The 26,079-nt window shown below is 31.7% G+C and carries 25 protein-coding genes and 3 pseudogenes; 17 read left to right on the forward strand and 11 right to left on the reverse strand.

Translation table 11 applies throughout. The features are described 5' to 3' along the window. Nucleotides 1-10 precede the first annotated feature (10 nt). Together MHH45_RS25900 and MHH45_RS25905 are read right to left on the reverse strand one after the other, a co-directional pair. Nucleotides 11-670, reverse strand: a complete 660-nt coding sequence (locus tag MHH45_RS25900) for a serine/threonine protein kinase (protein ID WP_340863570.1) — start codon at nucleotides 668-670, stop codon at nucleotides 11-13. Nucleotides 671-742: 72 nt separating this feature from the next. Beyond that, nucleotides 743-1,354 carry a recombinase family protein gene (locus MHH45_RS25905; protein WP_016131761.1) on the reverse strand — a complete coding sequence of 204 codons (612 nt, stop codon included), beginning with the start codon at nucleotides 1,352-1,354 and terminating at the stop codon, nucleotides 743-745. Nucleotides 1,355-1,788: 434 nt separating this feature from the next. Between MHH45_RS25905 and MHH45_RS25910 the strand changes: the two genes are divergently transcribed. After that, a complete protein-coding gene (locus tag MHH45_RS25910) occupies nucleotides 1,789-2,013 on the forward strand; it encodes a hypothetical protein (protein ID WP_088094750.1) in 225 nt (74 codons plus the stop codon). A 452-nt stretch (nucleotides 2,014-2,465) separates the two neighbouring features. Beyond that, entirely contained in the window at nucleotides 2,466-2,918 is a 453-nt protein-coding gene (locus MHH45_RS25915; RefSeq protein ID WP_088094749.1) for a hypothetical protein, read from the forward strand. Between the two features lie 330 nt (nucleotides 2,919-3,248). Here MHH45_RS25915 and MHH45_RS25920 read toward each other — a convergent pair. Continuing rightward, a pseudogene (locus MHH45_RS25920) lies at nucleotides 3,249-3,431 on the reverse strand (topoisomerase DNA-binding C4 zinc finger domain-containing protein); the annotation flags it as partial. Between the two features lie 200 nt (nucleotides 3,432-3,631). Here MHH45_RS25920 and MHH45_RS28140 point away from each other — a divergent pair. Continuing rightward, nucleotides 3,632-3,952 carry a transposase gene (locus MHH45_RS28140; protein ID WP_420482308.1) on the forward strand — a complete coding sequence of 107 codons (321 nt, stop codon included), beginning with the start codon at nucleotides 3,632-3,634 and terminating at the stop codon, nucleotides 3,950-3,952. 38 nt (nucleotides 3,953-3,990) lie between these two features. Next, nucleotides 3,991-4,827, forward strand: a complete 837-nt coding sequence (locus tag MHH45_RS25925; RefSeq protein ID WP_420482309.1) for an IS3 family transposase — start codon at nucleotides 3,991-3,993, stop codon at nucleotides 4,825-4,827. A 72-nt stretch (nucleotides 4,828-4,899) separates the two neighbouring features. Here MHH45_RS25925 and MHH45_RS25930 read toward each other — a convergent pair whose 3' ends face one another. Together MHH45_RS25930 and MHH45_RS25935 are read right to left on the reverse strand one after the other, a co-directional pair. Then, nucleotides 4,900-5,175, reverse strand: a complete 276-nt coding sequence (locus MHH45_RS25930; RefSeq protein WP_088094748.1) for a barstar family protein — start codon at nucleotides 5,173-5,175, stop codon at nucleotides 4,900-4,902. A gap of 12 nt (nucleotides 5,176-5,187) precedes the next feature. Further along, nucleotides 5,188-5,580, reverse strand: coding sequence for a ribonuclease domain-containing protein (locus MHH45_RS25935; protein WP_416076171.1), 393 nt, complete (start codon nucleotides 5,578-5,580; stop codon nucleotides 5,188-5,190). An 819-nt stretch (nucleotides 5,581-6,399) separates the two neighbouring features. Here MHH45_RS25935 and MHH45_RS25940 point away from each other — a divergent pair. Both MHH45_RS25940 and MHH45_RS25945 read left to right on the forward strand, forming a co-directional pair. Further along, nucleotides 6,400-7,572: a serine hydrolase domain-containing protein gene (locus MHH45_RS25940; protein ID WP_340863575.1), complete on the forward strand. Its 1,173-nt coding sequence runs from the start codon at nucleotides 6,400-6,402 to the stop codon at nucleotides 7,570-7,572. 311 nt (nucleotides 7,573-7,883) lie between these two features. Next, nucleotides 7,884-8,591 (forward strand): IS6 family transposase, encoded by a 708-nt coding sequence (locus tag MHH45_RS25945; protein ID WP_340863576.1) that lies wholly within the window; start codon nucleotides 7,884-7,886, stop codon nucleotides 8,589-8,591. 7 nt (nucleotides 8,592-8,598) lie between these two features. Here the strand turns inward: MHH45_RS25945 and MHH45_RS25950 are convergent. After that, a pseudogene (locus MHH45_RS25950) lies at nucleotides 8,599-9,418 on the reverse strand (RNA-guided endonuclease TnpB family protein); the annotation flags it as partial. A gap of 361 nt (nucleotides 9,419-9,779) precedes the next feature. Between MHH45_RS25950 and MHH45_RS25955 the strand changes: the two are divergent. From MHH45_RS25955 to MHH45_RS25965, 3 genes are all read left to right on the forward strand, one after another. Next, on the forward strand, nucleotides 9,780-10,016 hold the full coding sequence (locus MHH45_RS25955; RefSeq protein ID WP_088094742.1) for a helix-turn-helix transcriptional regulator: 237 nt from the start codon (nucleotides 9,780-9,782) through the stop codon (nucleotides 10,014-10,016). Beyond that, complete coding sequence (locus MHH45_RS25960) at nucleotides 10,009-10,335, forward strand: 6-aminohexanoate hydrolase (protein WP_088094743.1); 327 nt, start codon at nucleotides 10,009-10,011, stop codon at nucleotides 10,333-10,335. Before MHH45_RS25955 ends, MHH45_RS25960 begins: the two co-directional genes overlap by 8 nt. A 187-nt stretch (nucleotides 10,336-10,522) precedes the next feature. Continuing rightward, nucleotides 10,523-11,856 (forward strand): IS3 family transposase gene (locus MHH45_RS25965; protein ID WP_340862129.1). Its coding sequence is split into 2 segments (ribosomal slippage): nucleotides 10,523-10,910 and nucleotides 10,910-11,856, totalling 1,335 coding nucleotides; the frame shifts between segments, so codons are not numbered across the junction. Nucleotides 11,857-12,162: 306 nt separating this feature from the next. On the opposite strand, the gene MHH45_RS25970 is transcribed toward MHH45_RS25965, so the two are convergent. From MHH45_RS25970 to lanM, 3 genes are all read right to left on the reverse strand, one after another. Further along, complete coding sequence (locus MHH45_RS25970; RefSeq protein ID WP_088094698.1) at nucleotides 12,163-14,877, reverse strand: DUF4135 domain-containing protein; 2,715 nt, start codon at nucleotides 14,875-14,877, stop codon at nucleotides 12,163-12,165. Continuing rightward, a complete protein-coding gene (locus MHH45_RS25975) occupies nucleotides 14,874-17,012 on the reverse strand; it encodes a peptidase domain-containing ABC transporter (protein WP_088094697.1) in 2,139 nt (712 codons plus the stop codon). The genes MHH45_RS25970 and MHH45_RS25975 overlap by 4 nt, the downstream gene beginning before the upstream one ends. A 259-nt stretch (nucleotides 17,013-17,271) precedes the next feature. Further along, complete coding sequence (gene lanM, locus MHH45_RS25980; RefSeq protein WP_088094696.1) at nucleotides 17,272-19,971, reverse strand: type 2 lanthipeptide synthetase LanM; 2,700 nt, start codon at nucleotides 19,969-19,971, stop codon at nucleotides 17,272-17,274. A gap of 143 nt (nucleotides 19,972-20,114) precedes the next feature. Here lanM and MHH45_RS25985 point away from each other — a divergent pair, with 143 nt between their 5' ends. Together MHH45_RS25985 and MHH45_RS25990 are read left to right on the forward strand one after the other, a co-directional pair. Next, complete coding sequence (locus MHH45_RS25985; protein WP_088094764.1) at nucleotides 20,115-20,309, forward strand: lichenicidin alpha family lanthipeptide; 195 nt, start codon at nucleotides 20,115-20,117, stop codon at nucleotides 20,307-20,309. Nucleotides 20,310-20,336: 27 nt separating this feature from the next. After that, entirely contained in the window at nucleotides 20,337-20,513 is a 177-nt protein-coding gene (locus MHH45_RS25990) for a class II lanthipeptide, LchA2/BrtA2 family (protein ID WP_340863578.1), read from the forward strand. A gap of 140 nt (nucleotides 20,514-20,653) precedes the next feature. Here the strand turns inward: MHH45_RS25990 and MHH45_RS25995 are convergent. Then, nucleotides 20,654-21,487, reverse strand: a pseudogene (locus tag MHH45_RS25995) (IS3 family transposase); the annotation flags it as partial. A 288-nt stretch (nucleotides 21,488-21,775) separates the two neighbouring features. On the opposite strand from MHH45_RS25995, the gene MHH45_RS26000 reads away from it, so the two are divergent. The 6 genes from MHH45_RS26000 to MHH45_RS26025 all read left to right on the forward strand — a co-directional run bounded on the left by MHH45_RS26000 (nucleotide 21,776) and on the right by MHH45_RS26025 (nucleotide 24,606). Next, entirely contained in the window at nucleotides 21,776-21,970 is a 195-nt protein-coding gene (locus tag MHH45_RS26000; RefSeq protein ID WP_088094764.1) for a lichenicidin alpha family lanthipeptide, read from the forward strand. A gap of 27 nt (nucleotides 21,971-21,997) precedes the next feature. Continuing rightward, the gene (locus tag MHH45_RS26005) at nucleotides 21,998-22,177 is read left to right on the forward strand and encodes a class II lanthipeptide, LchA2/BrtA2 family (protein WP_340863579.1); all 180 of its coding nucleotides are present in this window, start codon (nucleotides 21,998-22,000) and stop codon (nucleotides 22,175-22,177) included. A 101-nt stretch (nucleotides 22,178-22,278) separates the two neighbouring features. Continuing rightward, nucleotides 22,279-22,473 carry a lichenicidin alpha family lanthipeptide gene (locus tag MHH45_RS26010; protein ID WP_088094764.1) on the forward strand — a complete coding sequence of 65 codons (195 nt, stop codon included), beginning with the start codon at nucleotides 22,279-22,281 and terminating at the stop codon, nucleotides 22,471-22,473. Nucleotides 22,474-22,500: 27 nt separating this feature from the next. After that, nucleotides 22,501-22,665: a class II lanthipeptide, LchA2/BrtA2 family gene (locus MHH45_RS26015; RefSeq protein ID WP_340863580.1), complete on the forward strand. Its 165-nt coding sequence runs from the start codon at nucleotides 22,501-22,503 to the stop codon at nucleotides 22,663-22,665. Between the two features lie 277 nt (nucleotides 22,666-22,942). Further along, a complete protein-coding gene (locus MHH45_RS26020) occupies nucleotides 22,943-23,860 on the forward strand; it encodes an ATP-binding cassette domain-containing protein (RefSeq protein WP_088094620.1) in 918 nt (305 codons plus the stop codon). Continuing rightward, a complete protein-coding gene (locus MHH45_RS26025; protein WP_088094619.1) occupies nucleotides 23,857-24,606 on the forward strand; it encodes a hypothetical protein in 750 nt (249 codons plus the stop codon). Before MHH45_RS26020 ends, MHH45_RS26025 begins: the two co-directional genes overlap by 4 nt. A gap of 402 nt (nucleotides 24,607-25,008) precedes the next feature. Here MHH45_RS26025 and MHH45_RS26030 read toward each other — a convergent pair whose 3' ends face one another. Continuing rightward, nucleotides 25,009-25,764, reverse strand: coding sequence for a hypothetical protein (locus MHH45_RS26030; protein ID WP_088094618.1), 756 nt, complete (start codon nucleotides 25,762-25,764; stop codon nucleotides 25,009-25,011). Nucleotides 25,765-26,079 lie beyond the last annotated feature (315 nt).

Consider the following 26,079-nt stretch of genomic DNA (forward strand, 5'->3'; position numbering starts at 1 on the left):
TGTGGTCCTTTTACAATTTGAATTTCTTTTTAAGCTTCTTATATTTTCTATATGAACGTCTAACAATGTTTAACATGAAATACGGTATTTTAACAGGGAACGGCAATTTATAAATGAAAGGCAAGTAAAATGTAAAATATGCCTTTTCTAGGTCTCTCCACTTACTATCTTCTTTTGTTTTTAAGAAATCAGATACATCGACTACATATCCCCTTCCGTTTTCCATCATCACATTTTTCCCATGAACATCACAAGGAGTTAATCCTTGTTCCCTTGCATACTCTAAAGCTTCATTGATATCAAGGATTACCTGCTTAGGAATTTTAATCCCCTTATGAATAGCATCGTATAAGGTAATTTCTTTTAAACGTTTCAATACTATGAAATTTTCTCCTTTATATATAAGCTTCGAATAAGAAGGATGATTTCCGATTCTTCGGTATACTTCTGACTCTTTTTCAATTCCTTCTCCTTCTCGCGCGTAAACTTTCACTACCCAATCTTTGTATTCTTTGTGCATAAATACTGCGGCATAATTACCTGTCCCTAAACACTTCCAAATTCTAGGAATATCTTTAACTACTACAGGCTCGAATTCATCCTCACTTCTTATGCTTACCTCTTTTAATAATTCGTCCTTTATCAATCCCACAAAACTATTTATACTCATCATTTCCACTCCGGTTTTGTTAAAAGGGGTCCCATCCACATTTTAAAATGAATATGTCAAAACATATACAATTTAATTTTCCTCATACTGTTTGGCAAGTTTATAAAATGAGGAACGTTTGATGCCATACTTTTTCATAGCTCCTACGGCTGTAATTGAACCGGATTTCCATTCTTTGTAAGCATCCATAAATTCTTCTGTTATTTCGACAGGCGGACGTCCTAAACGTTTACCTTGCTTCCTAGCAAGAGCAATTCCTTCAGCTTGACGTTGTTTAATATCAATGCGCTCTTTTTCTGCAAAGGCAGATAATATTGTCAGTGTTGCTTTTTGAATTGCGCTCTGAATAACATCATTTGTACTTTCTCCAGTGTAATTGACGTTAATGTATGGTTCCTTTATAAATTGTAAATTTACTTTATGTTTTTCGTAATATCTAAATTCTTCTAATGTATCATTCATGTTTCTTCCAAGTCTTGTCAAAGAGTCAAACACAATGGTATCTCCTGTACGAACAAGACGTTTTAGCATTTGATAATTCTCTCGCTCCATATTTTTTCCAGATTCTTTATCTATGAAAATATCTCGTTCTTCTATCCCTAAATCCTTCATATTCTGAATTTGCCGTTCTTCGTTTTGATCTTTACTCGAAACTCGTACATATCCAAATATTTTATATTTCATATGCTACACCTCATTGATAATTATAACAACTATGTCTGTAAAGGTATATAGAATAAACAGATATCTGTAAAGTTTAAAATAGACATTTATAGACGTGAGTTTTTATATGATTCTATGTATCTGTAAAGGTATACTTTTATAGACACACAAAGGCTTCTCCGTATTTTTTAATACTTAGTAATAAAAGCATCCCAAAAGGTGTACCTTTTGAGACTACCGAATTTTGTTTTCACACTTCCTTTTATCACTAGCCTTTGTGATTGTCCGCAAACGTCGTAACGATGCGGATTCCTTCGGCTTCGCTACACAAACATGGAAATGAAATCTGTTACACAAACGGGACGTTTCATGGAAATTATTTCTTTTAATCAACTTCCAAATTATGTATCATGGAATATGCGGAATATTCAATTTACCCAAAAGGGGGTTAGTATATGTTTTTACAAAAATATAAGGGTTTGATTCTAGGGATAGTTGGTGCTGTTTTAGGGGTAATATCCTTTGTTTATCTTAAAGATTTAGATTATATATATAAAACGTGTCTTAAGTTATTTTCCGTAACATTAATAATTATAGGATGGGGTATTGCCTCTGATTCGAATCATTACTATAAAAAAAGGGAGAGAACGACATGTAAATGTCATTCTCTCTGCTACTAGTATCTATTGTTTAGATTTGTTATGAATTTCTTCCATACATGGGCAAAGATACCCATATAAAAAAAGCTTATCACCAAAAAATTGAAGAAAATGTTAATGAAGCATTATCAGGATTAGCATGGTAGAAAACGAACTGTATCATTGGTTCGGTTTTTTATTGGGTTCATTTTGTACATAGCCTGATTTCTTCTTGTCAATAGATTCCAATATTATGTATAATGAAACTAACGTTTTACCAATAAACGGTAATGAAGAGGTGATACAAGTGAATACACAAAACGTATCATCGGCAATCCTATGGAATTTTATGTGGAGATTGGATTACTACAAGATGAAAGATTGGTAGCGAATGAACTCGAGGAAAAAAGAGCGTTTGATTTAATTAATTTTATAAAACTACTTAATATGATATCTACCGAACGAATTGAGAGTATACTCAGGGGGAATTTCAAATGAAAACATTTGGTAAAGTATTATTAGCAGGAACTTTGGCTCTTGGCGGTTTAACAGCAATGAACATTGATACGTCAAAAGCAAGTGCAGATGAATACTGTCGTTATATTTGTGGTCCTAGCGAAACGTTGAATAGCTTTACTATTCAATTACACGCTACGGAACACCGTATGGGGCAAAATATCATCGTAAAAGCTACAAATGATAGAGCTTATGATGTACATTATAAAGCTTCTATCGAAAAGCAATACGCAACTGGCTGGGGTTATTATGATGCCGATTTCAACTGGGGTTCTATGTTACCAGCTGGGACAAATGAAGAAATTATCGTTTCAACAGGCAATGGCGAATCAATTTCGGAGACAGGCATATTCCGTGTGAAAGTTGAAGTCACAAATGCTGACGGTTCAATTGATACAATGTACACAGCGCCAATTACATTGTTAAATTAAATAATGATTTTGCTTGGTTCTGTTGCAAAATTTTTTTTACAGATAGAAAGTTAGGATGGGGTATAGCTGAATTCTATAAATTCGTCAGCTCGTAGAGAAAGGGTTAAGTCGTAAATAATGACTACCCTTTTTATTTTCCTAAAAACGCTAAAAACGTATGTAAAGCTCGTATTCACCTTTACATACGTTTTTATAACGCATGAGACTTATCGTATTAGTTAATCTACAAAAAATCAAAACAAGCAAATCTGAAGAGCTTTTTTATAATTAAACTTCAATTTTTTTAGCACATTCTTAAAAAATGAAACAGAGCTGGATTTTCATCACAGCTCACGTATTTATTGGCTCTGTATGTGTGCATGTAGGATATTGAGAACAACCAAAAAACTTATTTCCTGTTTTATTCGAATTTCGAATGACTAAATGATTTTTACATGCTGGGCATTTCCGTTCTGCAGGTTCTACCCTTTGATATACATCTTCAGCCGAATGCTCCGGATTGATTTTATTAAGGGGTACGGAAACGATTCAGGGTATGAGGGGCCACTCTGGGATTTAATTACACCTCATAACTGTATCAAAAGAATAAAGAAGTTAGGGTATTACTAAAAAATAGAACAGCCCATATCTGGTATTATCCCCTTTAGGTAGACAGTGTAAAAAAGACCATGTGCACACATGGATGTTACACTATTACTTGGAGGGGATTTTTCATGACCAAAAAAGGCTCAACTTTTAATACATATTCAGAAGAATTAAAGTTATCAGCTGTTCAAAGTTATTTAAACGGAGAAGGAAGTTACAATATGATAAAGGAAAAATATCAGCTTAGAAGTTCTACCCAACTTAAAAATTGGGTGAAAAAATTTAAAGAATGTGGTGAGATTACAGATACTCGTGGGAAAAATAGTGGAATGAAAGGTATACCAAACCCTCTAAAAGGCAAACGTGTTCATTTCAACACTGTTGAAGAGGAACGTGACTACTATAAGGCTCAGGTTGAATATTTAAAAAAGCAGTATCCAAATCTGTAAATGGAGGCGTACTAAAATATAAAGAGAGATATCATATCATTGAATCATTAAAGAGAAAATTTCCAGTTATATGGCTTACTAAATTTGCGGGTGTACATCGTTCAAGTTACTATAAGTGGATTCATACAAAAAGTATGAAAAACATGCGACTAGAATCCGATCAACGATTAAAAAAGGTAATACAATCTATTCACGTAAAGCACAAGGAATATGGTTATCCACGTATGAAAATCGCTTTACAAGAAGAGGGTTATTTTATAAATCACAAAAAGGTATATCGCTTAATGAGTGAGCTCAACATTCAGTCTATTATTCGGAAGAAGCGTCGCTTCTTTAAAGGGAATTATTCCAATACTTTTCCAAATGTTTTAAACCGTGAATTCAAAGATCGCCAACAAAATGAAGCGCTTGTTACAGACATTACCTACCTACGATTTCAAGAGGGATTCCGCTATCTTTCTGTTGTACAAGATATTTATAATAACGAAGTTATTTCTTGGAAAATTTCCAAGCGCAATGATAATGAACTTGTATTAGATACAATTGAAATGTTGGCACAAAAAAGAGATGTGCGTGGAACCATTCTCCATTCAGATCAGGGATTCCAGTACACATCTCATGCCTACAACAAACGACTTTTTGATTTAGGTATCATTGGCAGCCACTCTCGCAAAGGAAACTGCCATGATAATGCCTGTATCGAATCGTTTTTCTCCCATTTTAAATCGGAGATGTTGTATTTGAATCATTTTAAAACAGAAGCGGATTTAATACAAGCAATTGAAGAATATATTTACTTTTATAACTATAAACGGTTCCAAAAACGACTCAACCATCGAGCTCCGATAGAATATCGAGTCTCGATGGCTGCTTAGTCTTTTTAATACTGTCTACTTGACAGGGATAAGACCAATCCAAATTAGGATATAGGCTTTTTATTATATCTATTATTTTACAACAATAAAATATTCTTCCGGCATTTTTTCTTGTGCATCTTGGAAGGTTTCTAAAATTAAATCTGCATATGAACCTAACATTTTTTTACTTTCTTCAAAGAATTCCCATTCTATGGTTACAGGAGTATCAATCCACCCAGTTAGGCAATCCCATAGGGCATCAGCATTCTCTCCATAATAATTAGGTAAATCTAATTTCTCTTTTAATATTTTATGTAGCACCTCTTTACTGGTAAATTTGCGTCCATCTAATTGTATTATCTCCATAATAATTTGCTCCTATTTTATTTCAGTCAATGTTTTGTAATGGTCTGAAGTTTTATAAACTAACCCATCATTGGAATATAGAATTCTATCATTGCCTCGATATCCTGACAAATAATTAACATCAGCTTCATACCAAGTTCTACCAGGGGCATTTGGTAATAACCCTTCCTTATTTTCAAAAATATCGCCACCCATACTTTTACCTGGAGCTACCTTATGGAGGTTCCCTGCTTTTTTATCCCACCCTAAAGCTTTTGCTTGTTCTTTAGTAATATAATTATCCGGCAATTTTTTATGCTCTTTAATGTATTTAGCAACATCATCGAAACCTGTAGGATATCTCGTAAACTTCGTACTCTTAGCAGCCGCTTCAAGAGCTTTTCCTTTTTTCTCTAGATCTCCAATCTTTCCAACGACTTTTCCAACTACTCGTGATGTACCACCCGAAACAACAGATAATGGGGTTCAGCCGAGATACGTGTAAAAATGGGTCATAAGCTGTATTTTATTTCCAACACTAGTTTTTTAGATAAAAATAACTATCTCATGCTACACAAAAAGCCAATTTTCTGTACGCTAAGGAATCGACTCTTTTATGTTCTTGCTTTGCTATATAGGCGTCCGTCAACCTTTTTTCTCTACTTTGCACCAGAATCATTTATGTTGTATCGCAAGAAGAAAAATCACATTAGAAAAGAGCCGGAATTCACCCTGTTAAGAGTAAACCAAATCTTTAATATTTAAAGGACGAAAAAAAGAAACATAGAAGTGAAAAACTTCTGTGTTTCTTTTTGATTCATATATTTATTGGAAAATACTTTGAACTTTCAGGCACAGATGCTCCTTCTACCCTATTATAGAAGCTATTTTGAACGTAAGGGATTTGTAAGGAATAGGTAAGGAAAAAGAGATTTTCATTGTGTATGATTAAAATATAAAGAAGCATGAAAGGCGGAACAGATATGACGTATATATGAAAAACAAACTAGTTAACAAGAGTGTTTCAAGGAAAAGAAGTAATTTCTGTGGTTAACATATATGTGAAAAAAGAGGGATTTACCGTTTGTTAGGACAGAATGGTGTTTGTAAAAATAATCATTATGAAGATGATTACAAATTTAATGTTGACCTTTTGTCATTGGTAGAGATGATAGCTGTGTGGTTAGTATGAAACAGCAAGCAACCAACCACCTATACAATATGAATAGAGGAGAGGAATGCCTTATGAAAATACGTGGTCAAATTACATTTGCAAGTCTGGCCCTTTTAATAACTGGAAGTTCCTTGCTATACACATCACCAACCTCAATTGTAAAAGCAGAGCCCACTCAAAATGTATCTAGTTCGTTACAAACAAGCACTGAGCGAGATCGTAATTCCGTCAAGCAAGCAATGCGGGATACATTGCAACATGGATACCCGGGGATACTTGCTAAAACTTCTGAGGGTGGAAAAACGTGGGGTTATGCCGCTGGGGTAGCGAATCTGAGCACTAAGAAACCAATGAAAACAGATTTTCGCTTTCGCATTGCCAGCGTGACGAAGACGTTCACCGCAACGGTTGTACTTCAATTAGCTGGAGAGAACCGCCTGAATCTAGACGACCCCATCGAAAAATGGTTGCCTGGTGTCATTCAAGGAAACGGATATGATGCTAAACAGATTACTATCCGGCAGATATTGAACCATACAAGTGGTATCGCTGAATACTCAAGGTCAAAAGAAGTTGATTTTTTTACAAGTACAAAAAAATCGTTTACCGCTGAAGAACTAGTGAAGATTGGACTTTCGCTGCCCCCAGACTTTGCCCCAGGAAAGGGCTGGTCCTACTCAAACACAGGATACGTATTACTGGGTATCCTTATTGAAAAAGTAACCGGAAACAGCTATGCGGAAGAGATTGAAAATCGGATTATTGAACCGCTTGAATTGTCGAATACATTCCTACCTGGCAATTCAAGCGTTATTCCAGGCACCAAGCATGCCCGTGGATATTTCCAACCAGACGGAGCAAGTGAGCTAAAAGACGTTACTTATTATAACCCAAGTATAGGTAGCTCGGCTGGAGATATGATTTCTACTGCTGACGACTTAAACAAATTCTTCTCTTACTTACTCAGTGGCAAATTACTGAAGGAACAGCAACTAAAACAAATGCTTACTACAGTTCCTACAGGAAGTGCTGAAATCGGCGGATATGGTCTTGGAATCTATGAAACTAAGCTTCCAAACGGTGTCTCGATATGGGGACACTCAGGTGGAATTCCAGGGTTTGGTACTTTTGCTGGAGGTACACTTGGAGGTAAGCATATGTTGGCCGTCAATATGAACAGTATGGGTAGAGCTAACAGTCCTGATCCTTTTAAAAATATTTTACTTGCTGAATTTAGCAAGTAGGCAAAAAGGAAAAACGGATAAATTTTGTCATAGTTTTTATAGTTAAAAATATACCTTTCTGGTACAAAAGCCCCAATTTACTTTTAAAAATAAATTTAGGGCTTTTTGGAATTCAGGCGGCCACCCAACGCTATTAAGCTAATAAAACAAAATCCTCCCTAAAATGAAAAAATACGCTATTCTTTCTGTAGACTCATAGGAAAGGATGGTGTTTTTGGGGGTTCCGGTGAAAAAACTTCAAGATACATGCAAGTAACCTCTAAATCTTGGACATACTGATACTATTACTCTAAAAAAGGTGTGTGATCGGTATGAAAAAGGAAAATTTGTTCAAATGGAAGCATTATCAACCTGATATGATTTTATTAACTGTGAGATGGTACCTACGGTACAACCTCAGTTTTCGTGATTTGGTAGAAATGATGGAGGAACGGGGCTTATCCATTTCTCATACAACGATTATGCGTTGGGTTCATCAGTACGGTCCTGAATTGGACAAACGAATCCGACGTCACCTTAAACAAACAAGTGACTCCTGGAGAGTCGATGAAACATATATCAAAGTAAAAGGTCAATGGATGTACCTGTATCGTGCTGTTGATTCGAAAGGAAATACAATCGATTTTTACCTGAGCAAAACAAGAGACCAGAAGGCTGCAAAGCGCTTTTTCAAGAAGGCCTTGCAGTCCTTTCATGTTTCAAAACCTCGTGTTATAACAGTCGATAAAAATCCAGCTTATCCTATAGCAATTGAACAGTTGAAAAAAGAAAAAAGCATACCTGGTGGTATGCGACTTAGACAACAAAAGTACTTGAATAACATAGTAGAACAAGATCATCGCTTTATAAAGAAGCGAATTCGTTCTATGCTAGGGTTCAAATGTTTTGACACAGCTACATCCATTCTTTCTGGAGTAGAAGCCATGCATATGATTAAAAAAGAACAGGTTGATTTACGGGACCAGTCTGTCCAAAACCAGAAAGAATTCATCCATCAATTGTTTGGACTTGCAGCATAAGATACGATTCCGTTAGGAATCTATGCGCTTTATTATCTTTTATTCTATTTTTGCACCAGAACTCTTGTAAGTCTTCCATACCAATGACATCGTGGTTTTTGATGATTTCAGTAGAGAGCTTATGTAAGTAATCGGCTCTTGCGTTTGCAATATGTTCATGAATTCTTGCAACTTTCACACGTTGTTTATTCCAGTTCGAAGAACCTTTCGTTCTTCTGGAAAGGATACGCTGTGCTCTCGCTAATTTTTCTTCTAATATACGGAAAAATTTAGGGTTTTTGTATGTTGTGCCATCAGAAAGAATGGCAAAATCTTTTAATCCAACGTCAATTCCACAAGTGGATGCAGTTTTAAGTATTTCTTGTACCTCTGTTTCGACAAGGATAGATACAAAGTATCTACCCCACTTGGGTTGCGTCGAATCGTTGCATTTAGAATACGGCCATCCACTTCACGACTTTTTGCAAAGCGAATAAGGTCAAGTTTAGGTAATTTTATTTTGTTGTCTACAACCGCAATATTTCCATTCGTTTGCTTAGTTGTGTAGGATTGAACTTTATTCTTTTTAGACTTGAATCGTGGAATATCATTCTGTTTCTTGAAAAAACGTGAAAAAGCATCTGCGAGGTTTTTTAATGTAGATTGAAGAGCGGTACTACCTACTTCTTTTAACCAAATCGTATCCCGTTGCTTCTTTAATTGGGTGAGCTCGGCAGAGCAAGCAAATGGTTAAATACAAAGCGGGTACACCCAATGGTTTTAGCAATTAATATTTCTTGTTCCTTATTTGGATAGATACGAAATTTATATGCTTTATTTACTAACATGGGTTGCACCTCACTTTTTTGTATGATGCCTACAGTATACTAAAAAATGTAGGCTTACGCCTACCAACATTCATCTCCCACCTAAAATTGGTATTTCACCCCTTCCCATTTTTGAGGAAGGGGTCTTCTGTCGGAACATGATAAAATAATTTTGTACCTTGATAATACCCAATACCCTTTCTGTCGAATTTGTCTCTAAGAATTCTATATTTTAAAAACACTCACTCTCCTTATTTTTATTTCATCAAAACTATCCAATATACTTGTATTTCATATAAAAATTTTTATTTTTTATATAATTAAACTTTACTTTTTTATAAAATAGGTTTAATATAAGTATTAAGAAAGGGAGGTGTTAACTATGAAGGAAAATTACGGTGATTCTATAGTAAATAAAGTTTATGAATATAGAGTGTTAAAAAGAATGTCACAAAAAGATTTAGCTGACGCTGTTGGAGTTTCTAAACAAACGATATTTGTTATGGAAAAGAATAATTATTCTCCTTCACTGGTGTTAGCATATCGAATAGCAAATTATTTTAAGGTTGATATAAACGAAATATTTTCTTATGTAGGAAAGGAAGATAATAATGCTTGATCTATTAAACAGATGGATGTCAGAAAGTACAGTAAATTTCAATATCTTTGTATGTTTTACAGGCCTTCTATGGGTGGGTTCAGTAATTGTACTTTTTATTATCGGAAAAAAATTTGGTCGACCAGATGAAAGAACAAATGGTATTTATTTTAAAATTATTTCTGTTATGTTTACTGCTCAACTTGTAACGCATGGCGCCTTGATTTCTTTGGTAAATAAAGATATGTATTTCCGTCAATTTTCTATATTATTTGAAGCTATTGTATTTTTCGTTGGAGCTATTTATTCTGTTAGATTATATAGAAAAGAATTCAAATAATTTACTTATAAAAAATGGAGGGGAAAATTCGGGACTTTCACCCTATAGAATACACTTGTACCGGGCACACTAAAAAAGGTAGAGCTCTACTAAAATGTACCCTATAGAATAGACACTTAAAAAAAGTCTATTCTATAGGGTATTTCTTGTATAATAGGAGAAAAATTAGAATCGGAGAAATTTCACAATGACGAAAAAGCTATTTACAGAAAAAGAGGTTCAAACGCTATCAAAGAATCCATACGTAAAATCTATGAGTGAGAAAGGAATTACTTATACAGACGACTTTAAGCGCATATTTATTGAAGAAAATAGAAAAGGAAAGTTACCACGAGACATTTTTGAAAAATATGGTTTTGATATAGATATGATCGGAATGAAGCGTGTTACGTCGTCAAGAGATAGATGGTGTGCCGCTTATAGAAAAAATGGTGTATTAGGATTACGTGATACACGTAAAGAAAACCTAGGGAGATCTTTAGAGAGAGAACTTACTTTAGAGGAAAAGTATGCGCGTTTAGAAGCTGAACGGAACTTACTAAAAGCTGAAAATGAGCTGTTAAAAAAGATCAAACTTATGGAAGGGAGGATGAAAAGGAAATAACGTTACTACCTAGTAAAAAATATATCTTGATTCGTTCTGTTATCGTAAAATATAACCTAAGAAATATGGTGAGTCACTTATGTAAGATAGCTGGCGTTTCACGTTCTGGATATTATAACTATTTCTCTTTGAAAGCTAGAGAACAACGAAAACAAATGGATAAAAAAGACGAGAAAGTGAAGAGAATCATATTAAAAGCTTTTCATTTTAAAGGACGTCAAAAAGGAGCCCGTCAAATAAAAATGACATTGGAGGGGCAATTTCATATTGTTTACAATTTGAAGCGTATACGAAGAATTATGAAAAAATACAAGATTGTTTGCCAGATTCGGAAAGCGAATCCTTATAAAAAAATGATGAAAGCGACGCAAGAACATAGAGTGGTCCCAAACTTATTAAAGCGAGAATTCAAACAAAACATCCCGGGAAAAGTATTACTTACCGATATCACTTATTTATTTTACGGAAAAGGAAAGAAAGCGTATTTATCGACTATTAAGGATGGATCAACCAATGAAATTTTGGCTTACCACGTTTCTAGTCGAATTACGTTAGATTTAGCCATAGATACACTTGTAAAGCTAAAGAAGAATAGAAAGGTAAAGTTAGCCGAAGGAGCATTTATTCATTCTGATCAAGGCTCTCACTATACAAGTCCTATTTATCAAAAGTTGGTCAAGAAATATAGATTAGGACAATCCATGTCAAGAAGAGGAAACTGTTGGGATAACGCCCCACAAGAATCATTTTTTGGTCATTTTAAAGATGAAGCATATATAAAACCTTGTGAGTCTTTTGCACAATTAAAAAATGAAATTAAGAACTACATGACGTATTACAATCATTATAGATATCAATGGAATTTAAAAAAGATGACTCCTGTTGAATACAGAAATCATCTTTTTGATGTTGCATAACTTTTTTTAAAAATGTCCTTTACAAAGGGTACAGATTATACTGGCTCTACCTTTTACTCCTCGTGGTACCGGCTCTTAATCTAACATTCCATACCTCTCTGTGTATCTTAGTTCTAAAAATTTGTTAAACAATAGAACTGTTATTAAAGCTAATTGCATCATTTCCGATGATTAGAAAGAATATTCAACTTATCTCCTCAATTTCGACAACAAAAATATTATATTAATCATTACTTTTCTACGGCATATTCTATTGCTAATTCTCTTTGGCCCAAAATATTGCCTCCTATCACTAACTCCATTCCATCAAAATATGTTATCCAAATTGTTATTATTCAATTTCCAATAATATATTCCTGTTATTCCTGTCATATAAGATTTATTTACTGTGATGATATTATCTGTGTTTAAAAGTTTCAACCAATTATCATCTAACTTTCTTTCAAAATCTTTTTTTAATTTATTATTCCCAATTATTTCAGAACAATATTTTCCAATTAGATCATTCCCATAGGAACCATGACATAAGCAAAGATTTGGTTTTTCTTCTCTCACTAACCTCAATAAAACTTCGTAGATGATGTTATTTATTTCTTTAGATACATATCCATTTTTCAACAACATTCCTAATCCATAAATTACCCCTGGCGACCCATGACACCAATTAGTATAATACGTATCTACTGCGCTAGATGTAGGCCAATTTCTTTCACTATCGTTATATAACATAATGATTTTTTTTACTGATTTATCAACTAATTGTTTTATTTGATCATTATTTGTAATTAAAAAGCTTCTGTATAATTGAGGAATTATCCCCGATAATCCGTGTGAGTATCCATAATAATAAAACGTATCATTAGGATCAGAAGGATTTTTGAATGACCATCCACAGTTTATGTCATCAAAATGAATAATCAGATGGGTTTCAACACCATTAATACAATCGAATAGTTGTTTTTTCAAATCTTTACTACCGCTATCATGGTACATATCTATGAGAGCATTCAACAATCCTGCACTTCCTGAAATAACATCAAATTGAGTATCATATGAAATATTCTTTTTTATTACCATAAGTATTTGTATCAATTCTTTATCATGGAATATACTATACTTTTTATTTACAAAATACATAGTATGAAGTAATCCACCTATACCATCATAGAATCCTATTTGTATTTTAGGGTTTTTCATAATATGCTTCTTTAATTTAATCCACATTGACTTGAGCACACTCTTAAACCATATTTCTTCTTCTTTATTCGGTTTTCTATCATAATATGCCCATAAAAATTTAATAACACCGGATTTCCCCAGATATAATGTATCCGGCATTATGTTAAGTTCTAGTTCTTTATATTCTGTATTCGTATCCTCATGCGTAACACCAGTTTCAATAGCACTTATCCAATTATCAACAATACTATTTAATAAAAGATAATCTTTATATTTATCTATATCACACTCTTCAACGGTAGATTCCGCTAATAAATTTTTTTTCTTATTCGATGTTAAATACATCACTTTATCAAATGCTAGAGATTCTTTTATCAATACCTTCTGTCTCTTTAAATCATCATAAGAGAACTTATCAAAATACTTCTCTTGAAGATTAATAAATTCCTCAATATACGGGATTTCTCCATTATAAAGTAAGATTTGTTCTTCCTTATTTAATAATGAATTTTTTTCGAAAAATTTATATCTTTCTTCATAACTAGTCATTAAATACGGATGGTAACTTTCCCATAACAGTGTATTATAATCATAAGTGTTTTTCTTTAATACCCTATGCTTCTTGTTAGCCAACATCGTTTTCAATAAATCTACATATTGATTTTTATTTTTTAAAAATTCAATATACCCTTCTTCAAAGCCTTTTATTATTTCATTAGTATGTAAAAAATAGAGTGATTTATCTTTTTTACTATTAGGATTCGAGATTGTTTTCAACGGACTATTAGCTAAATCAATACCCCTATTAGTAATTTTTATTTTGTAATCATTAGCATACATAGTTTGACTAGAAAGTGAGCTTATTCCTGCTAACACAGCACCCTTTACGGTGTTAAATGGTAAAATGTATGTAGAATATACAGATTTCGCTAAATCGTAATCTATATATTCTGCTATTTCACGCTCGTTAGACGTTGCAATTGTTTCACAATCAATAGCAATAATGCTTCCATTAGCTATAATGATGTTTTCATAATGTAAGTCCGTAACACCCAGTAAATAAGCTATAGAAATAAAAATCCCCAGTTGATAGTAATGATCATTATGTTCCTCTTCGAAAATACCTTCAGGTTCAATGGATTCTTGAAAATAATAATTCCTTCCCTCAACTTCTTTTAAATCATTTATTCTATTAGTAATCCCCATGTTTTTCAGAAACTTGTGCTGAAACCGAGTAAAATCTTTTTCAAAAGAACACTCTCTCCATTTTAAAAAGAGTGTTTTTCCCCCTATACTAACTCTGGATGTACTTTTTCCCGACTTATGAATATCTCCTTCACCTAAGATTACGGATAATTCACCAAATTCTTCAATATTAAATCTGTTCTTTAATTCTTCATAGTGCACATCTACCAAGTATATGCTTTCTTTTATATTATGAATCGATTGATCAAAGAAATTATAAATTAATCGAAAAAGTTCAGGATATGTACTAAAAACATCTTCTCTAAGCGTATAATCACTAATAAAAGCATCTTCAAATTCTTTATAAAAAGTTTGAAAATCTACATCTATATTTTCTTGATTTTGTTGGTAAAGAGTGTTCAGATGAAAAGTCATAGTTTTCGTTACTAACGACATACAAGAACTATATAAAGAATTTATGTTACTCTTAAATATTTTCATTTCTTTATCCGAAAGATTATGTTTATTTACTACAAGATATTCAACAATATTTGTCCAAACAAATGAGAATTTATGTTTTTTACTTAACCACTTTAATGGATTATCTTGTCTATGTACTACAGCATTTATAAGGTTTGTAGAATCTATTGTTTTCAAGAATTCAGCTCCCTATCATACATTTGTTTATATAAATTACTTCTTCTTAATAATTCAGAATGCGTTCCGATATTTGTTATTTCTCCTTCTTGCAATACGATTATTTTGTCAGCTTCAATAATAGTACCTAAACGATGAGCTATAATTATTTGTGTCATATTAGCTTGCTGTAAAAATTGGGATATTAAAGCTTCTGTTACATTATCTACAGCACTAGTCGCTTCATCAAGAATAAGTAAGTCAGGATTATCAATAATTGCCCTAGCTAAGACTATCCTTTGCTTTTGGCCACCGGATAAATTACTACCCATTTCTGAAATAACAGTCTCATACTTCATCGGCATTTTTTCAATATCATTACTTATACTAGCTCTTTCGGCAGATACTATTAATTGGTTTTCATTTATATCTCTATTCATCAAAATATTATTTTTAATAGATTTATTAAAGATATTAGGTGATTGCGGGACATAACCTAGTAGACCTTTCAAAGATTCTCTATTAACATCCTCAATATTAATACCATTTATCTTTATAGTTCCCTTCTCAGGAATAAATAATCCTAATAATAATCCTGTAATAGTTGATTTTCCAGAACCAGTTTCTCCAACTATAGCAACTTTTTCTCCTTTATTAACTGTAAATGTTAAATTGTTTATAACATAATCTGTTTGACCTGGATATCTAAATGAGACGTTATTGAAAGAAATCGTTTTAATTTCATCAACTGTAATTGTCCCCTCTTTTATAAAATAATGATCTTCTTGTTCTTCTAATATATCCATAATTCTTTCAAGATTATTTTGAAGTGTACCATATATATTAAAGCTACTATACACTCCGTTTAAACTAGCAAAATAATAACTTGATATAGAATATACAAGCATTACTGTACCTAATGAAAGAATGGATTGTTGATACAAAGATAACACTAAAAAGAACATTAATAATGGAGCAAAATGAGAAACAAATTTTGTAATATTACCATATATATTATCAATGAAATTTTTTTCTTTATACTTATTTAAAGCTACATCATACTGATCTAGTAGCAATGATTTTACATATTCTTCTTGTCCAGTAGATTTTAAATAAGATATGGCAGAGAGTGTCTCATATTCTTTTCCCTGTAGTTTAGTTCCCTCAATAATTTCTTGTTTATTTTTTAGGATAATCAGTTTACGAATGAAGTATAAAAATATCCCTAATAAAATACTAATAGTAGCTAAAGATACAAAAAGTATTGGGTCGATAAACATCATAAAAATCAAAACAAATACTAGCATACCTATATCTAAAATACTTTTAATTAATGTTTCGATAAAAAAATCCCTGTTTGATTTTAATAAATTGAGTCTAAATAATATATCACTAGAATTCCTAGTAAGATAAAATTTATAAGGTACACGGAAGAGCTTATTGATTACACCCGTATAAATACTTTTATCTAACTTAGCAGAAAATATAACAACTAAATTATTTTTTAAAAGATCAAAAACTATAAACATAATCATTAAGCCCAAAAGTCCCATTATCATGTTACCATTTAGTATAGAATTACTTGAATCGGTAGTACGATCGATGAGATCTTTCATGAATATAGAAACAAGTAATACTGTGGCAGTTGATAAAATAGAACATATTAAAAGTAGGATTAGATCCAAATATGTCCCCTTGAAATAATCAACATACATTTTAAACGGATTTTCTCTTAAATTTATTTTTTTTGTTGCCTCAGTAGGTTCTGCAAGCAAAACCAGATTACTGAAATGTTCATTAAATTCTTCTAACGTTAATTTACCCCTTCCAAAGTTAGGATCTACAATATAAAACATACCATTTTTGATCTTTTCCAAAACAACATAATGATTTTTATTCCAGAATAAAATTAAAGGTTTATCTGCAATTTGAATTAAACTAGTTGAATCTGCCTCATAATACGAAACTTTATACCCAAAAGAATCTAAAGCCTCTCCTAGTTTTTTAATATTAACACCATCTCGACCAACCTCTATCGTTTTGGACAGCGTTTTAACTGGAATGTCTTGCTTATAATAACCCATTAACATAGAAACACAGCACAAACCACATTCTGATTCTTGGACCTGTCCAACGTAAGGAACCTTTTTTCTCAAGTTTTCTCCTCCCTCAACAATCTATTCATGACATATCTAAATACCAAAAATATTCTAGCTCTGCAAACTTTACTATTAATTATTCGTAGCTACTCAGGTACTCAGAGGTTAGTAGGATGCGTGTAGAGAGTTTCGCTGTTATTTTAGTATAAAAATGTCCATTTATTACTCGTATCTATTAAAAAACAACGAAAATAAGCAGTGTTTTCTCTACCTACCTCTTATTCACATGAGGTAACTGAGTAGTTACAATTATTCATCAATTAATATTAAGCAGTGATATTGCTGGAATGTCATTTTTGGCATATCTAAGATAACTATATACTTTACTTCCTTTTCCAAGCATAAAACCATACAAATTATTAGATGTAAACAAACCATTGGTATTACTATTTAATTTTTCCAGTAAAATTGTTTGTACTTCTACATAGAGAGTATGAGATATCAAACTTTCTCTATAAGCTTCTTCTATAATTTCCATAAAACTACCTACCCCATGACATAAGCAATAACTAGATTTATCAAGTTCTAATTCATTATTTATTATCGCACTACATAACCCTGTCAACTTTTTATTTAAATCTTTAATATCCACATGTTGTCCTATTTTTCTAAGTTGAAGTTTAGATAATAAAATCCCTGGTAAACCATAGCAATAATAATTAGTCATAAGTGATTTATTTCTAGGATCTAAATAATTATTTTTTTCTTCTACATACAACAACTCTTCTTTCTGAATTAATTGATTTACTAATTTATTAATTTCTATATTCTCTAAGATGACATTGGCAGAAGATAGTCCTAAGATAATCCCACTATAACCATGAGAGAATCCTGCACCAAGAGTGACTGAATTTAAGGACTTTGATAAATATACATAATAATCTTCCAGGAATGATTTGGAAGCATTTCTAAACTTAATGGATAAATAAATGGAATCATCCATTAAAAGGTTAGCCAGAAGAGCGCTCATTCCAGACAGACCTGTTAAGTAGTCGATATTATACTCCTTAGAAAAATCTATTTTTAGAAGCTTATAGCAAGCGTTAACTTCTTCTATAAAGAATGTTTCTGATGTGTTTTTAAATAACATGTAATTTATATATATATATGAACCGATACCAGTAAAAGCGTCTAGTAATTCTGGAGAATGTAATTTAGTAGATCTTATAGAAAATATTATCTTTTTAAAGTAATCTACTGGTAATTCTAACTCATCCCTTAAATATGACATAAGTAAAATTGTTCCCCCATATTCATATAAAGAAGAATTTATACCAGATAACATGCATTTCTTACCTGTATGAGAAGGTAAGAGACTTATCAAGTAACCATCTCTATCTACAATCAATTCTGAGAACTTTTTCAAATCTGATATCGCCTGTGCTGCCCCATAAGTCTCCTTACTTGATTGGTTTTGAGATGGTACTGGGACATTAATCTTACTATTATATGCGGACATAAATAAACTGGATTCAATTTGATGGATTTGCCTATTCATTTCTTGTTCTGAATATCCCTCAATTCTATTAATTACTATGTCTTTAGGTGAAATAGGGAAATAATTTTCACATACCATTTCTTTTTTATAGTTATATAGATTTCGATCATTAAAATACGCATAAAATATAGGAATATCACCATTTAGCAAGTTATCTACTTCTTCATCTGCAATTGCCTTCTTTTTATCGTCACTTTCATTTCCACTAACAAGAATATCAAATAACTCTGCTCTATTTGTATGTTTTTGCATATAATACGCTTCATATGATGTACTTAAAAACTTCGCGTAAATATGAGTTGGTCGTAACACTTGACGTACAAAAGCCCCTTCAATAACTTCCAAAAATACATTTGTAAAGTACTTTTTATTTCTCCATATCTCTTCTGACATTGATTTGAATCCATCTTTTATACATTCCAAATAATTTATAGGATGGACAATCTCATCATTACTATAAATCCTATTCATTTTTTCTTCTAATACAATTGGAGCCTCTTCATATCTCACAGAATCACTATTATAATCAACAATTACTTTATCTTTGTAATAAAAATCATTAGAAACAGATTCCCCACCAGTTAAAGCAGATATATTCAAATCACTTTCCTTCATATATGTGGGATAAATCATCGTATCAAGTACTGAATCAGAAATATACTCAAAAAAGACATTCGCCGGATCTTTTTCAATGTTTCGGTTAACATGAACCAATGTCTCTAAATCCACAAAATACGGAATTCGATTTGATACAATCACGTTTTCATAATGCATATCTGTGGATTTAAATCCATACATAATCGCTGAAATAATACCGATATTATAATAATATTTTTCTATATCTTCTATACTTTTAGGAGAATCATATACAACTAACTCATGAATCGAAAAAGTATCATATGAATAAATATTAAAGTGGTACTCTCTTATATAAGACTGGATTAGCTTCATAAAGCGTTGATCTAACTCAGCCTTTCGAGGTTTATAAATATAGCGGGTATCATCTAGATTTATAATACAGACCGACTGACCTTCTGCATGACTATCACCAGCGTCTAAAGAGATACTTTTCAAATCTGTAAAATAAAAATCATTCCTAAGTGTTTCTAAATCTACCAAAATTTTATTTATGTATCCCTCAAGATATGTAACACGCTTATTGATTATATGCTTTACTTCTTTAAATCGAGAGGAAAAAACATCTATAAACTCCTCATTAATCAATTCATAGTATGTATCTATACTGTTCTCTTCTGGACTCATGTCCTTTTCTTTCCATGACTGAAAATCACTTAAAAAACTATCTACCACTACTGGATATAAGGTATTAATTAGTGTAACTTCTAATTCCTTTTCAATCTCCAATTTATTATAAGTGGTATTAACCAACTTAATTTCCTTATCTTTTAAATAAGTTACTATAAATTTACTTACTAAATCATAAAAGTTTGTATCCATAGCTCTCTCCTTATAAATTATTCCATTTTTGATAGAAAAAAACAAATTTTTAAATAAATCTCAATATTATTATAGCATATTTTATCCTAATATTGTATTATATTTACATAACGGGTTTATGTTGTAAGAAAAGAGGGGAAAAAATGTTCAAATTCAAAAAAGAAAATATTTCTGAATTAGCAAAAGAAAGCTACTTAAACCAACTAGATAAGAGCAATACACGTCTTGAAAATTCGTTTGGTGCTGACTGCTCTTGGTGGAATGTATCATGCCATCTTGGAAATGACGGCAAGTGGTGTACTGGATCAAAAGAATGTATGCCATCGTGTAACGAATAATAATCATAAAAAAAGGAGTGTAATTAAATGAAAGAACTTAAAAAAAATATCGAATCTGAAAAAGTATTAAAAAAATTAACTGAGGCACCTAACGTATCAGGCGGAACAACTATTCCTTGTGGAATTGGAGCAGTAACTATTGATGTTAGTATTGGTCTTTGTCCAACAACTAAATGTACTACTAGATGTGGAAAACGCGGTTAATCAAGTAATCAAGTAATCAAGTAATCAAGTAATCGACATAAACCATAGAGTTAGTATAGTCATATGGACACAACTTAGTTAAGTCCTTACAATGGATTTCAAGGAGGAAGTGTCCATATGACAAATAAGAAATTTAATGGAATCAGCTTGTTTTTAAACTCATTTCCTCGATCTGTATAAAATAAAGTAATCCGATTTAAGTTTGTTTTCACCGTTGCGAAAGCTTGCGAAACAAGCTCGGCATATTTCTTTTGACCCGCGTTATGTCCTATGATTTCTCGATTAAAGAGATCAACTAATAAACATACGTAATTCCACTTTTTGTTCACACGGCCGTATGTTAAATCACTTACGACTACAGCCAACTCCTCTTTCTGATTGAACTGACAATCGAACACGTTTGAAATTTTTTCTTCGTTACAGTTAGCTTTCTTCGGTTTAAATTGTGCAATCGTATAGTTAGATACTAAACCTTGATTCTTCATAGTCCGTCCAATACGGCGGCGCGAAACCACATACTCTAACTTTTTTAGTTCTACTTTTATCTTTCGTGTTCCATAGTTCTGACGGCTCTCTCGGAAGATTTCTTTCACGAGTGGCGACAATTCATCTCCTGTATCTTGTGCTTGTTTTACCTCATAATAATAGGTTGCTCTTGATAATTGTAGGACATTGCACATTGCTGATATCGAGTATTTATGTAGGTTATTCTTCACTACTTTTACTTTCGTCCTAGTATCAGCGCCGCTTGCTTTAAAATATCATTTTCCATAAGAAGCTGTTTGTTTTCTCAACGCTTCCAATTCTAGTTGTTCAGCCATATGATTTTGATTGATCCACCGATCCAATGATGATGGTGTTAGTTCGTATTCCTTAATGATGTCTTTCCTTGGTTTACCATTTTGATACAGTTGAACCATTTGGCGTTTAAATTCTGCTGTAAAGGTTCTTCTTTCTCTTTTATTTTTCGTCATAGTAGATTCTCCCCCAATATATTAGTTGTAGTCTACTTGACCTTATTTTTTTTGTCTAGTTCAGTGTAGCCTATCACTAATTTCCTTATCTTTTAAATAAGTTACTATAAACTTACTTACTAAATCATAAAAGGTTGTATCCATAAATCTCCCCTTAAAAATTATTCCATTTTTTATAGAAAAAAACCAAATTTTTAAATAAATCTCAATATTATTATAGCATATTTTATCCTAATATTGTATTATATTTACATATAGGGTTTATGTTGTAAGAAAAGAGGAGAAAAAATGTTCAAATTCAAAAAAGAAAATATTTCTGAATTAGCAAAAGAAAGCTACTTAAACCAACTAGATAAGAGCAATACACGTCTTGAAAATTCGTTTGGTGCTGACTGCTCTTGGTGGAATGTATCATGCCATCTTGGAAATGACGGCAAGTGGTGTACTGGATCAAAAGAATGTATGCCATCGTGTAACGAATAATAATCATAAAAAAAGGAGTGTAATTAAATGAAAGAACTTAAAAAAAATATCGAATCTGAAAAAGTATTAAAAAAATTAACTGAGGCACCTAACGTATCAGGCGGAACAACTATTCCTTGTGGACTTCTTGGAGGAGCAACTGTTGAAATTAGTATTGGTTATTGTCCAACAACTAAATGCACTACTAGATGTGGAAAACGCGGTTAATCGAGTAATCAAGTAATCGACATAAACCATAGAGTTAGTATAGTCATGTGGACACAACTTAGTTAAATCCTTACATATGTTGTAAGAAAAGAGGAGAAAAAATGTTCAAATTCAAAAAAGAAAATATTTCTGAATTAGCAAAAGAAAGCTACTTAAACCAACTAGATAAGAGCAATACACGTCTTGAAAATTCGTTTGGTGCTGACTGCTCTTGGTGGAATGTATCATGCCATCTTGGAAATGACGGCAAGTGGTGTACTGGATCAAAAGAATGTATGCCATCGTGTAACGAATAATAATCATAAAAAAAGGAGTGTAATTAAATGAAAGAACTTAAAAAAAATATCGAATCTGAAAAAGTATTAAAAAAATTAACTGAGGCACCTAACGTATCAGGCGGAACAACTATTCCTTGTGGACTTGGAGCAATAGTTACTATTAGTACGGCAACAACTAAATGCACTAGTAGATGTGGAAAACGCGGTTAATCGAGTAATCAAGTAATCAACATAGACCTTATATAAATCTTTTATATTTTATAATTAGTATAAATAGATAAAACTTTACATATACTTGATATAATAAAATATATAGAATGTATCATTATAAACAATTTCCGCTGAACATATGTTTTGTGGAAATTGTTTATAATTTTTTAATTTAATAGCGAGCTATATCCCGAATTTCCATATAAATGAGTCTTTTATAAACCCCTTAATTTTATTTCAAACTTACATAAAAAACTTATCCAGATGAGGTGATAGCATGTGTAACCATATCATAAAGACAGTTAATTTAACTAAACAATTTAAATCAAAAACAGTTATAAAAAACTTAAACTTCACTTTAAAAAAAGGAGAAATTTGCGCTATTATAGGAAAAAATGGAGCTGGAAAATCTACTTTTTTTAAAATGTTATCAAATCAAGTATTACCAACAGAAGGACTGATTCAACTTGATAATCAAGAAGATAAGAATCTTCATTTATCTAGAAAAAAATTCAGTTTTTTAATAGAAGCCCCAGCCTTTTTTGATAACTTTACAGCTAAGCAAAATCTTGAATACTACAGAATACAAAGAGGCATAGAGAATAAAAATCTCATCGATGAATTAATTAGAGTGGTAAAGCTTGAGGAACATACTAAAGTAACATTCCGTAACTATTCTATGGGAATGAAACAAAGATTAGGAATCGCACTTTGCTTACTATCAAATCCTGATTGCCTAGTATTAGACGAGCCAACAAACGGATTAGATGCGGAAGGTATTCGAGAACTGCGACAATTACTTATAAATTTAAATAAAGAAAGAAATACTACAATTTTAATTTCGAGTCACGTACTATCAGAATTACAAAATATTGCTACTAGATATGTTTTTTTTAATAAAGGAAAAATCATTGAAGATATAAGCGCTGCTGATTTTGAAAGAAAAAGTTTACAGCACTTGAAAATAAAGGTAAATGATACCTCGCTAGCTATTGATTTATTAAAACAGTTCGAAAGAAATTTACAGTGTGAAATACTTGAAGACAATTGGATTATCATTAAAAATAATGTAACTAATGGATCAAATATCAATACATTCTTAACAAAAAACAATATCATTGTATATGAATTTAAAATCGAACATCATAATTTAGAAGGCTATTTCTTTAATCTTTTAGGAGGAGACTTGACATGATAAATTACATAAAGAGTGAGTTTTATCGTTTTCAAAGAAGTAAGTTACTTCTTGTAACCACTGGTATTTCTTTATTTCTAGTGTTATTTGCCCCTATTGCACTCTTTTATAGCTTAAAAGCAGATGGAACATTCCGATACGCGAATTTAGAATTCTATTTTGCTAACATAATTAGCTTCTATATAATAATTATCTTCTTAGCTTATGCCATTTCTTCGATACTTGCTGGAAAAGACTTAACTATCATGCGGCAATCACTTAGTTTTGGTCTTTCAAGAAAGAATATTTTCTTTGGAAAGCTAATAGTTTCTCTTTCTTATTTCCTAATTTTAGGTATAACTCTCGTTATAAGTTCTATGATTATAGGTAATCTATTGTTAGAACATCATACAAATTCTATTTTTTTCGATTACTTACTTGCTTTAATTAATATGCTTCCTATAATTGTAAGTTCTTTCATCTTAGCATATGTTATACATATATTAGCACTAAAAGATATAACGAATATGGCAATCCTAATACTTATATATAGTGTTTCTGGGGATATTATGAAATTCATCTCTAAAAATTTACCATTCATCAGTGACTCATATAAGTATTCCCCATCAAGTATATTAAGCACTAACTTTACTAATTTCGCTTCAAATAAAGGCGTTTTCCTAATGGAAGCGTGGGTTGTCGGCATATTGTTGTCGATACTTTATTTAATTATAGGTGTATTTTTATTTTCAAAAAAAGATCTATAACTGCACAGCTCGGAAAGTACATTATTATCATTCAGGTGACAAAAATAAGGTATACAATACTGTTTTTGTCACCTTTCACACTTGAAAATTTTCTATTATTAGCCCCTCTATCTTATTGACATAACAAATTTCTTCCTCTGACCGTTTTAAAATTTCGTATAATCTACTCATTCTACTAAGAACCAATTTTTCAATGGTTTAGCAGTTACCAATACCACTGATTTGCTCATGCTGTTCTCCCTCTATTAAGACACCAAAATAAAATGTATAAATTTTTGTGAAACGTTTTTGAGAGCACCAAGATACTTATAGATAACTCCTCTCAAAAAAATGAGCTTGTTTTAAAAAATTAATTTAAAACAAACTCAAGATACGTTCTATTCATACAAGCATTTCATTTATTTAACAATAATTGTCATGCCACCACTTTACATAAAATCCCCATGTGACACTTGGCCATACATATTCTAATACCTCTGGATTAGGCTCTGATTCTTGAATAGTGACTTTATATTGTCCCTTACCATCCTCTGAAATAACTGCCTGATCCCTAAAAGCGCACTTCACACAACTATTTGCTGAAACACATTTAGTAAAATCAAGTGCAGGATCAGACGCCTTCCCTCCACCAGCGTATGAAGATGTTCTATGGAAACCTTGATCTAATAACCACTTTTGAGCAACTTCTAACGATATATTTTCAAGTTTAACTTCTCTAGGTGGACATAAATGTGGTTTATTTTTATCGCCATTACAGCCACCAATGGCTCTCATAACGTTCAAATTTGTCTGTTTCTTTGTCTTTCCTTTGGCAACCATTATAAAGTAATTTTCGAACTCTTTTAACAGGACTTTATCAATCTTAATATCTTCTAAATTTTCACCAGCTTGTACTGCTTCTATTAAACGATTTTGTTCATTAAAAAAACGTTTAGATATATCGATAGATTTTTGACTTATTCCATCTTTAAGAGCTTCTCTTTCATTAATACTAACAATTGAATTTTCATTAACATTAACGTAGGCAGATATCCCATTTAAAGCTTTATCTACTTCTTCGGCTTGATTTATAATAGGTAAATCCGCTTTAATGTTATTAGGCATTCCAAAACATATTACACAAAAAAAGATTGAAATTACTACTAATAATTTTTTCATTTAAAATTGCCTCCCTGGTGTAATTTTAATATTTAAAAAATGAAATTTAAGCTACATAGATTATATCATTATATCTGCATTAATCGGTATAAAAAGAAAATTTATTCGAACGGAAGCATTATCATTATCGACTAGATATCATCTTGTTAACTGTATGTTAGGACCTAAAGTACAGCCTAAGCTGGTAGAAATGATGGAGGAACGATGTAAAGAAAAAGTATACCATAAAGTATTTGAAAAATGAAAAAATTATGAAGATATTGTGTTAAAGATAATTAATGATATACGTTTTCGTGCAGATATAAATTCGCAATT

This window comes from Bacillus sp. FSL K6-0042 (assembly GCF_038006685.1).
GTDB lineage: Bacteria > Bacillota > Bacilli > Bacillales > Bacillaceae_G > Bacillus_A > Bacillus_A pseudomycoides.

What these genes read in the sequence shown, in the direction of transcription:
- MHH45_RS25900 (WP_340863570.1), bottom strand. Translation starts at nt 670, where the DNA reads ATGAGTATAAATAGTTTTGTGGGATTGATAAAGGACGAATTATTAAAA.
- MHH45_RS25905 (WP_016131761.1), bottom strand. Translation starts at nt 1,354, where the DNA reads ATGAAATATAAAATATTTGGATATGTACGAGTTTCGAGTAAAGATCAA.
- MHH45_RS25910 (WP_088094750.1), top strand. Translation starts at nt 1,789, where the DNA reads ATGTTTTTACAAAAATATAAGGGTTTGATTCTAGGGATAGTTGGTGCT.
- MHH45_RS25915 (WP_088094749.1), top strand. Translation starts at nt 2,466, where the DNA reads ATGAAAACATTTGGTAAAGTATTATTAGCAGGAACTTTGGCTCTTGGC.
- MHH45_RS28140 (WP_420482308.1), top strand. Translation starts at nt 3,632, where the DNA reads ATGACCAAAAAAGGCTCAACTTTTAATACATATTCAGAAGAATTAAAG.
- MHH45_RS25930 (WP_088094748.1), bottom strand. Translation starts at nt 5,175, where the DNA reads ATGGAGATAATACAATTAGATGGACGCAAATTTACCAGTAAAGAGGTG.
- MHH45_RS25940 (WP_340863575.1), top strand. Translation starts at nt 6,400, where the DNA reads ATGAAAATACGTGGTCAAATTACATTTGCAAGTCTGGCCCTTTTAATA.
- MHH45_RS25945 (WP_340863576.1), top strand. Translation starts at nt 7,884, where the DNA reads ATGAAAAAGGAAAATTTGTTCAAATGGAAGCATTATCAACCTGATATG.
- MHH45_RS25955 (WP_088094742.1), top strand. Translation starts at nt 9,780, where the DNA reads ATGAAGGAAAATTACGGTGATTCTATAGTAAATAAAGTTTATGAATAT.
- MHH45_RS25960 (WP_088094743.1), top strand. Translation starts at nt 10,009, where the DNA reads ATGCTTGATCTATTAAACAGATGGATGTCAGAAAGTACAGTAAATTTC.
- lanM (WP_088094696.1), bottom strand. Translation starts at nt 19,971, where the DNA reads ATGGATACAAACTTTTATGATTTAGTAAGTAAATTTATAGTAACTTAT.
- MHH45_RS25985 (WP_088094764.1), top strand. Translation starts at nt 20,115, where the DNA reads ATGTTCAAATTCAAAAAAGAAAATATTTCTGAATTAGCAAAAGAAAGC.
- MHH45_RS25990 (WP_340863578.1), top strand. Translation starts at nt 20,337, where the DNA reads ATGAAAGAACTTAAAAAAAATATCGAATCTGAAAAAGTATTAAAAAAA.
- MHH45_RS26000 (WP_088094764.1), top strand. Translation starts at nt 21,776, where the DNA reads ATGTTCAAATTCAAAAAAGAAAATATTTCTGAATTAGCAAAAGAAAGC.
- MHH45_RS26005 (WP_340863579.1), top strand. Translation starts at nt 21,998, where the DNA reads ATGAAAGAACTTAAAAAAAATATCGAATCTGAAAAAGTATTAAAAAAA.
- MHH45_RS26010 (WP_088094764.1), top strand. Translation starts at nt 22,279, where the DNA reads ATGTTCAAATTCAAAAAAGAAAATATTTCTGAATTAGCAAAAGAAAGC.
- MHH45_RS26015 (WP_340863580.1), top strand. Translation starts at nt 22,501, where the DNA reads ATGAAAGAACTTAAAAAAAATATCGAATCTGAAAAAGTATTAAAAAAA.
- MHH45_RS26020 (WP_088094620.1), top strand. Translation starts at nt 22,943, where the DNA reads ATGTGTAACCATATCATAAAGACAGTTAATTTAACTAAACAATTTAAA.
- MHH45_RS26025 (WP_088094619.1), top strand. Translation starts at nt 23,857, where the DNA reads ATGATAAATTACATAAAGAGTGAGTTTTATCGTTTTCAAAGAAGTAAG.
- MHH45_RS26030 (WP_088094618.1), bottom strand. Translation starts at nt 25,764, where the DNA reads ATGAAAAAATTATTAGTAGTAATTTCAATCTTTTTTTGTGTAATATGT.